At 40.8% G+C, this 6,839-nt stretch carries 8 protein-coding genes and 1 tRNA gene; all 9 read right to left on the bottom strand.

The genetic code is table 11. The annotated features are described in order from the left end of the window. A partial coding sequence (locus ABZB17_RS18800) for an ExbD/TolR family protein (protein WP_372652469.1) occupies positions 1 to 456 on the bottom strand: 456 nt, incomplete at its 3' end. A 9-nt stretch (positions 457 to 465) separates the two neighbouring features. After that, on the bottom strand, positions 466 to 1,041 hold the full coding sequence (locus ABZB17_RS18795; RefSeq protein WP_320111429.1) for a biopolymer transporter ExbD: 576 nt from the start codon (positions 1,039 to 1,041) through the stop codon (positions 466 to 468). A 33-nt stretch (positions 1,042 to 1,074) separates the two neighbouring features. Next, positions 1,075 to 1,533, bottom strand: a complete 459-nt coding sequence (locus ABZB17_RS18790) for a hypothetical protein (protein WP_372652467.1) — start codon at positions 1,531 to 1,533, stop codon at positions 1,075 to 1,077. A gap of 11 nt (positions 1,534 to 1,544) precedes the next feature. Then, on the bottom strand, positions 1,545 to 2,354 hold the full coding sequence (locus ABZB17_RS18785; protein ID WP_045026257.1) for a MotA/TolQ/ExbB proton channel family protein: 810 nt from the start codon (positions 2,352 to 2,354) through the stop codon (positions 1,545 to 1,547). A gap of 138 nt (positions 2,355 to 2,492) precedes the next feature. Continuing rightward, positions 2,493 to 2,580 (bottom strand) — tRNA-Ser (locus ABZB17_RS18780). Positions 2,581 to 2,651: 71 nt separating this feature from the next. Further along, positions 2,652 to 3,695, bottom strand: a complete 1,044-nt coding sequence (locus ABZB17_RS18775) for an asparaginase (RefSeq protein ID WP_372652466.1) — start codon at positions 3,693 to 3,695, stop codon at positions 2,652 to 2,654. A 28-nt stretch (positions 3,696 to 3,723) separates the two neighbouring features. Next, a complete protein-coding gene (locus ABZB17_RS18770; RefSeq protein ID WP_045026255.1) occupies positions 3,724 to 4,488 on the bottom strand; it encodes a TatD family hydrolase in 765 nt (254 codons plus the stop codon). Positions 4,489 to 4,760: 272 nt separating this feature from the next. Further along, positions 4,761 to 6,095 carry an NADP-specific glutamate dehydrogenase gene (gene gdhA, locus ABZB17_RS18765; protein WP_372652463.1) on the bottom strand — a complete coding sequence of 445 codons (1,335 nt, stop codon included), beginning with the start codon at positions 6,093 to 6,095 and terminating at the stop codon, positions 4,761 to 4,763. A 505-nt stretch (positions 6,096 to 6,600) separates the two neighbouring features. Then, a partial coding sequence (locus ABZB17_RS18760) for a TCP-1/cpn60 chaperonin family protein (RefSeq protein ID WP_372652461.1) occupies positions 6,601 to 6,839 on the bottom strand: 239 nt, incomplete at its 5' end.

The raw sequence follows: 6,839 nt of genomic DNA, 5'->3' as shown, positions 1-6,839 counted from the left end.
CTTTCTTGACGAGTAGTTAATGTTCAGTGCAGCCGATTTACGCAGCTCCTGCTTAACATCACCTACAATCTGCATTCTTGTATTCTCATCAATTTTCAACGAAGTAACCATAAATGGTTGTTCAGCCTCATCTCTGGCTTCGCGCTCAGCAATAACGAAATCCTGTACTTCATCAACTGCAGCGAATTGATCGTTCAACTGAATACGTGGTGCCTTACCAAACGTTTTTTGGAACGCTGGAAGAGGTTCACCAATATAAATATAACTTACTAAAGATTTCTTTTCCAGTTTGCTCAATTCAGTAGCTTCCGGAATACGCATTTTTACCTTTAGTGTTACCTCACGCATTGTTGTACTAACCATAAAGAAGAACAGAAGCATGAACACAATGTCAGGCAACGAAGCCGTTGAAATAGGAGGTAATTCCTTACCGTCGTCTTTTCTAAATTTGCTCATAATCTATTCTTAAATATTTTTACCTTTTGGTTCAGCTTCAGAAATTTTCTGCGGATAAATCTTTCTAATGGCGTCTTGTTTGTCATCATCCAGATCTTCGTATGCTTTACCAAACTGTTGTTTAGCCAACTCGTCTCTTAATTCATTAATGGCAGCAACCAGTTCGTTTTGAACAGCGAGATAGGTTCCGTATTGAGTATCCAGGTCGTTTCGTAACGAAATCACCCCTTTTGATACCATAACTTGTCCGAAGTATGGTACCTCCACAGGCTCTTTCTCAGGCAAATTTTCAGCATTATATGGGTTCGCCATAAATTCTTTTGCCCTTTCACGCAGGTTCTCAATTTGTTCGTAGTCACCTTCTACTAACAGGTCGTTGTTCTTGTTAACGAGCACCACGAAAATATTTCTTTCGTTGATTTCGTTATTCTGATCCTTTAATTCTGAAGGATCAACCCATTGCGGAAGTTTTCTTCGAAGACCGCTGTCAACGTCCATCGTGGTTGTTACCAGGAAGAAGATCAGCAACATAAATGCAATATCTGCTAACGATGCTGCCGGTATTTCAGGTATTTTCTTAGCCATAACTTTTTCCTGTTTTAATTACCACGATTAAACTTATCTAAACAAACGCATTACTGCTGATGATGCAACCGACAATACTGCCAATCCTAAAAGGATATAAGTTGCATACAGCCCGGTGTCTGTCAATTTTGCTACTTTCTCATTTAAGGTTCCGTCTGCCAAAAATTTGTCCACACCAATAAATTGTGGAATTTCAGGAGAAGCCAATAAGTAGGCTACAAGAACCACCACTGCCATGAATCCCAGAGAAATAAGCCCTGATTTTGCAGCTTTTTTGTCGGTGAACATGTGGAACAGTCCTGAAAGAACTGCAACACCGGCACCAACAGCTACAAGTATGTAGCTCCATACCAAGTTGGAATTAATCCAACGCCCCATAGTAGGGTCTGTATCTACATCACTTATGTTTACAAATAACGACACAAGAAGAATGGTAGAAACAATGATAAGAGCCCATAGTATGATAGTTACTATTTTTGCTGTTTTACCCATTTCTCTACTCCTTATTTTTGCATGTTATGTTTTACCAACAAGTCTAACAACGAGATAGAAGCATCTTCCATGTTGTTAATGATGCTATCGATTTTAGCTACACAGTAGTTGTAGAAAATCTGAAGAATAATAGCAACCACAAGACCTGATACAGTTGTAATCAAAGCTACTTTAATACCACCAGCCACAAGAGATGGGCTAATGTCACCAGCTACCTCGATAGCATCGAAAGCGCCAATCATACCGATTACTGTACCCATGAAACCTAACATAGGAGCCAAAGCGATGAAAAGTGCAATCCAGCTTAATCCTTTTTCCAAAAGACCGGCTTGAACACCACCGTAAGAAATAACTGTTTTTTCAACTACATCGATACCGTGATCGAAACGATCAAGTCCCTGGTAGAAGATACTGGCAACTGGTCCGCGAGTAGTACGACATACTTCTTTTGCAGCCTCTACACCACCACTTTCTAATGCTTCTTCAACACTAGCCAACAGTTTTTTAGTATTGCTTGTTGCAAGGTTAAGGTAAAGAACTCTTTCAATTGCAAAGGCAAGACCTAAAATAAGGGCTACCAATACGAAGCTCATGAAAGCAGGGTCACCTTCAATAAATTTTTGTTTCATCTGACTGTGAAGTGATTTTCCTTCTTCTGCAGCGGCTGCAGCATCTTCTTCAGCTATTGCAGCAGATGTTTGCTCTACTTGTTCAGTAGCAGTTTCTGTGGCAGCTGCTTCTTCCTCCTGAGCAAGCGCTACATTCGATGCCATAAAAAACAGCATCCCAAATACGGCTATTAACGCGAATAGTCTTTTCATAATTGATTTGAATTTTTAATTAATAATCTCTTTGAATTTGTTTTTGTATTGATTTTTAAAATATTAATCCATTGTCCCACAAAAAACATGCCCCTATTCAAAAGCTTGTTTTTATTTTTAATGAACGTCCCATTTTTGCGGAGAGAGAGGGATTCGAACCCTCGGTACCCTTTCGGGGTACACACGCTTTCCAGGCGTGCCAGTTCAGCCACTCCTGCACCTCTCCAGTATTCGTTAGCGCGGCCTCCCAAAAATGAGGGCTGCAAATTAATAAAAAATTGTGAAAAAAAAACTTTGCTATTCACTAATTTCCCCGCGCAGACTTTTATTGAGGTACATTTTGATTTCGTCAGGTTTAAGGCCTTGCCCTAGCAAAAACATCAGCTTTGTAACTGCGGCTTCAGTGGTCATATCTTTTGCCGAAACTACCCCTGCATTAAGTAACTCAACACTTGTTTGATACTGCCCCATTACCACCTTTCCTCCCTGGCACTGGGTAACATTTAATACCACTATGCCTCGTTTAATGGCCCGCTTAATAGCATTAATCAGCCAGCGCGATGTAGGCACATTCCCAGATCCAAAAGTCTCAAGTACAACGCCTTTCAACCCGGGAGTATTTAACACCGAATTAAAAACGTTCTGGTTAATCCCCGGAAATATTTTCAGGATAACTACATTGTCATCAAAATCGGTATTTACTTTTAAAATCCCTTTATTTTCAGGATAATGAATAAACTCGATACTATATTTTATATCGATGCCGGCCACAGCCAAAGCCGGATAATTCACCGAACGAAACGCACTAAACAATTCGGCATCGCGTTTTAAAGTTCGGTTTCCTCGGTACAATTTAAAATCAAAATAAATACACACTTCGGGTACCAGGCATTCTCCCTGAACTTTTTCGGCTGCAATTTCAACAGCAGTTATCAGGTTTTCCTTTCCATCGGTGCGGATTACACCAATTGGCAGTTGCGATCCGGTAAAAATGATTGGTTTATCCAGATTCTCGAACATATAACTTAAGGCCGAGGCAGTATAAGCCATCGTGTCGGTTCCGTGAAGAACAACAAAACCATCGTATGCATTATAATGCCGCTCGATAGTTTTGGCAATTTTAATCCATGAAATCGGATTCATGTTAGAAGAATCGAGAGCCGGATTAAAAGTGATGGTCTTTATTATGAAATCAAACTTCTTCAACTCAGGAACCACCTCCTGGATTTTATCAAACTTCACCGGTTTCAAGGCACCATTTTTGGCATCCTGAACCATACCAATGGTACCTCCGGTATATATTATTAATATAGAAGTCTTTTTGGCAGCTCTTGCGGTCATTGCAGTTTTTAATTAGGACTGCAAGTTATCAAATTCCGAATAAATTACGGGCATTGGTTGTGGTAATTTCGGCAAGACGAGTTAGCGGTAAGCGGTATACATCAGCAACTTTCTGGGCTACATGAATAAGATAGGAACTCTCGTTGCGTTTACCTCTTTTGGGAACCGGCGCCAGATAAGGTGAATCGGTTTCAAGGACCAGGTGATGCGGGTCGATTTCTTTGATTACTTCACCGAGGTTGCTGTTTTTAAAAGTAACAACTCCACCAATTCCGAGCAAAAATCCCAGTTCTGTTATTTTTTGCGCTTCCTCCACCGTTCCGCTAAAACAATGAAAAATTCCACGCAAAGTTCCGTCTTGCTCTTCTTTTACAATTTCGTAGGTTTGATCGAATGACTTTCGAACATGCACAACAATGGGCAGGTTTAACTTTTTTGCCAAACGTATCTGATAACGGAAAGCCTCTTTTTGTTCCTGTTCATATTTGCTTTCCCAATACAAATCAATACCTATCTCGCCAATACCATAGAATTTGCGTCGTTGCAACCAGTATTCAATGGCTTCCAACTCCTCTTCGTAGTCTTCTTCCACCGAGGTTGGATGCAACCCAATAAGCGGGAAACATAAATTTGGATAAGCCCCGGCCAGATCGAGCATATGTTTTATCGAGCCGGAATCAATGTTCGGCAGAATAATCTTTTTGATTCCACTCTCATCGGCCCGCTTTAATGCTTCGTCGCGATCGTGAATAAAATCCTCTGAATATATATGCGAATGTGTATCTATTAACATCTAGGTACGTTTACCTTAAGCTAACTGTTGCCAGTTCTCCTATCTATCCTTTATTTATACTTTTAATATTCTGTGAAACCAGATATTTTAACCTTAATTGCCGACAAAAGTAAAAAAGTGTTTGTTCCTTACCCTCTTTTTAACTTTACCTAAAAATTAAATTTTCACTTTCCGGGATTGCCACATCGCTGAACTGCGTATAAAATAAAACATCCGCCCGAAATCCGGACGGATGTTTTTATCATATCAATATTAAGTATTTCTTAACCGGACTACACAACTCCCTGTGCCAGCATGGCTTCGGCTACTTTAACAAAGCCGCCGACATTGGCTCCTTTTACATAGTCAACTTTATTTCCTTTTGTGCCATAACTTACGCACGTTTCGTGAATCGCTTTCATAATTCCCTTTAAACGCTCGTCCACTTCTTCGCGTGGCCAGTTAATTCGCATACTGTTTTGCGACATTTCGAGTCCGGAAACAGCAACACCACCGGCATTTACTGCTTTACCCGGAGCATAATCCATCGCCTCGCTTAAAAAGTCGACCGCATCGGCAGTACATCCCATATTTGATGCTTCGGCCAACAGTTTACACCCATTTTTAGCCAATTCTTTTGCATCTTCCAAACCAACTTCGTTTTCGGTGGCACAAGGCATTGCCAAATCAACCGGCACTTCCCACGGGCGTTTACCGGCAACGAACACGGCATCGAATTCGTCGGCATATGGCGAAACAATGTCATTATTGGTGGCGCGCAACTCTAGCAGATACTCGACTTTATCACCGGTAATTCCATTTTTATCGTAAATGTAGCCATCAGGCCCTGAAATGGTAACCACCTTTCCTCCAAGCTCGTTAATTTTAGAGATGGCTCCCCAGGCAACGTTTCCAAATCCCGACACTGAGATTGTCTGGCCTTCAATCTCTTTTCCAATACGGTGCAACATGTGTTGTGCAAAATATACTGCACCAAAACCTGTCGCTTCCGGACGAATTAAACTTCCGCCCCAAGCCAAACCTTTTCCGGTTAATACACCTGTAAATTCGTTTTTAATTCGTTTATATTGTCCAAACAAGTATCCAATCTCACGTCCGCCAACGCCAATATCACCGGCAGGCACATCGGTATGTGGCCCGATATGGCGATACAGTTCGGTCATAAAACTCTGGCAAAACCGCATAATTTCGCCATCGCTTTTTCCTTTCGGGCTAAAGTCTGATCCGCCTTTTCCTCCACCCATTGGCAAAGTTGTAAGGCTATTTTTAAATGTTTGTTCAAATCCTAAAAACTTCAAAATACTCAGGGTTACACTGGCATGAAAGCGCAAACCTCCCTTATAGGGTCCCAATGCCGAGTTAAACTCAACACGGTAACCACGGTTTATTTGCACTTCGCCACGGTCGTCGACCCAAGGTACACGAAACATAATTACCCGCTCGGGTTCAACCATGCGTTCCAGAATTTTAGCGCGCTGGTATCGTGGGTTCTTTTCGTAAAAATCCCAAACCGAACCAATAACTTCTTCTACCGCTTGGTGAAATTCATTTTCGCCGGGAGTTCTGTGCTCCAGATTTGCGATGAATTCATTTATATCTGTTTTCATAAGGTTAAAAATTAGAAGACATCCAATACAAGGCTGCCCCATTAAAAATCATATTCATTTATGCACTTTTGCAATCAAATAATGATTGTTTGGCAAAGGTAGAGAAGTAAAAAAATAAATAACAAGCTTTTTCGAAGATTTACCAAAACGCATATCTCCCTGGATATCTGACTATTACCCTTAATCAAAAAGATGTTAAAAAACACTGTGTGACGGAAATCAGTATTCCTGACATCATTCCCTGAAACACCTCAAAAACAGGCAATTGTAAGTTTTTACATCTCCAAAGTTTAAAATTCTAACTATTGTATTTAAGAAACTTTAGCGCCTGTAATTTAATAACTGCTTTTTCTATCAAAGTATCAAAATACAACGCTCAGTTTAAGCCGGCAAACACAACGCATAACCAGGCGCGTTCATTTTTGAGAAATAAAATCAAAAAAACGGGTATAAAAAAAGCCCCTCCCAAACGGGAAGAGCTTTCTGTATTTTTGTGAGCTGATTTTTACATCATGCCGCCCATGCCGCCCATACCTGGACCACCCATTGGCATTGCTGGAGCATCTTCTTTAACTTCAACAATTACTGTTTCAGTAGTTAAGAACATACCGGCAATTGAAGCAGCGTTTTCAAGCGCAACACGAGTTACTTTTGCAGGGTCGATAACACCTGCTTCGTATAGTTTCTGATACTCATCAGTGCGGGCATTGTAACCATAGTCGCCTTCGCCGTCTTTTACGTTTT

Origin of the sequence: Draconibacterium sp. (assembly GCF_041583095.1) — a bacterium.
Lineage (GTDB): Bacteria > Bacteroidota > Bacteroidia > Bacteroidales > Prolixibacteraceae > Draconibacterium.
Note: the sequence above shows the minus strand (reverse complement) of the source record. Positions and strands in the feature narration are given on the sequence as shown.

Excerpts from the sequence above, each read along its gene's own strand:
- ABZB17_RS18795 (WP_320111429.1), bottom strand. The coding sequence starts at position 1,041 with ATGGCTAAGAAAATACCTGAAATACCGGCAGCATCGTTAGCAGATATT.
- ABZB17_RS18790 (WP_372652467.1), bottom strand. The coding sequence starts at position 1,533 with ATGGGTAAAACAGCAAAAATAGTAACTATCATACTATGGGCTCTTATC.
- ABZB17_RS18785 (WP_045026257.1), bottom strand. The coding sequence starts at position 2,354 with ATGAAAAGACTATTCGCGTTAATAGCCGTATTTGGGATGCTGTTTTTT.
- ABZB17_RS18775 (WP_372652466.1), bottom strand. The coding sequence starts at position 3,695 with ATGACCGCAAGAGCTGCCAAAAAGACTTCTATATTAATAATATATACC.
- ABZB17_RS18770 (WP_045026255.1), bottom strand. The coding sequence starts at position 4,488 with ATGTTAATAGATACACATTCGCATATATATTCAGAGGATTTTATTCAC.
- gdhA (WP_372652463.1), bottom strand. The coding sequence starts at position 6,095 with ATGAAAACAGATATAAATGAATTCATCGCAAATCTGGAGCACAGAACT.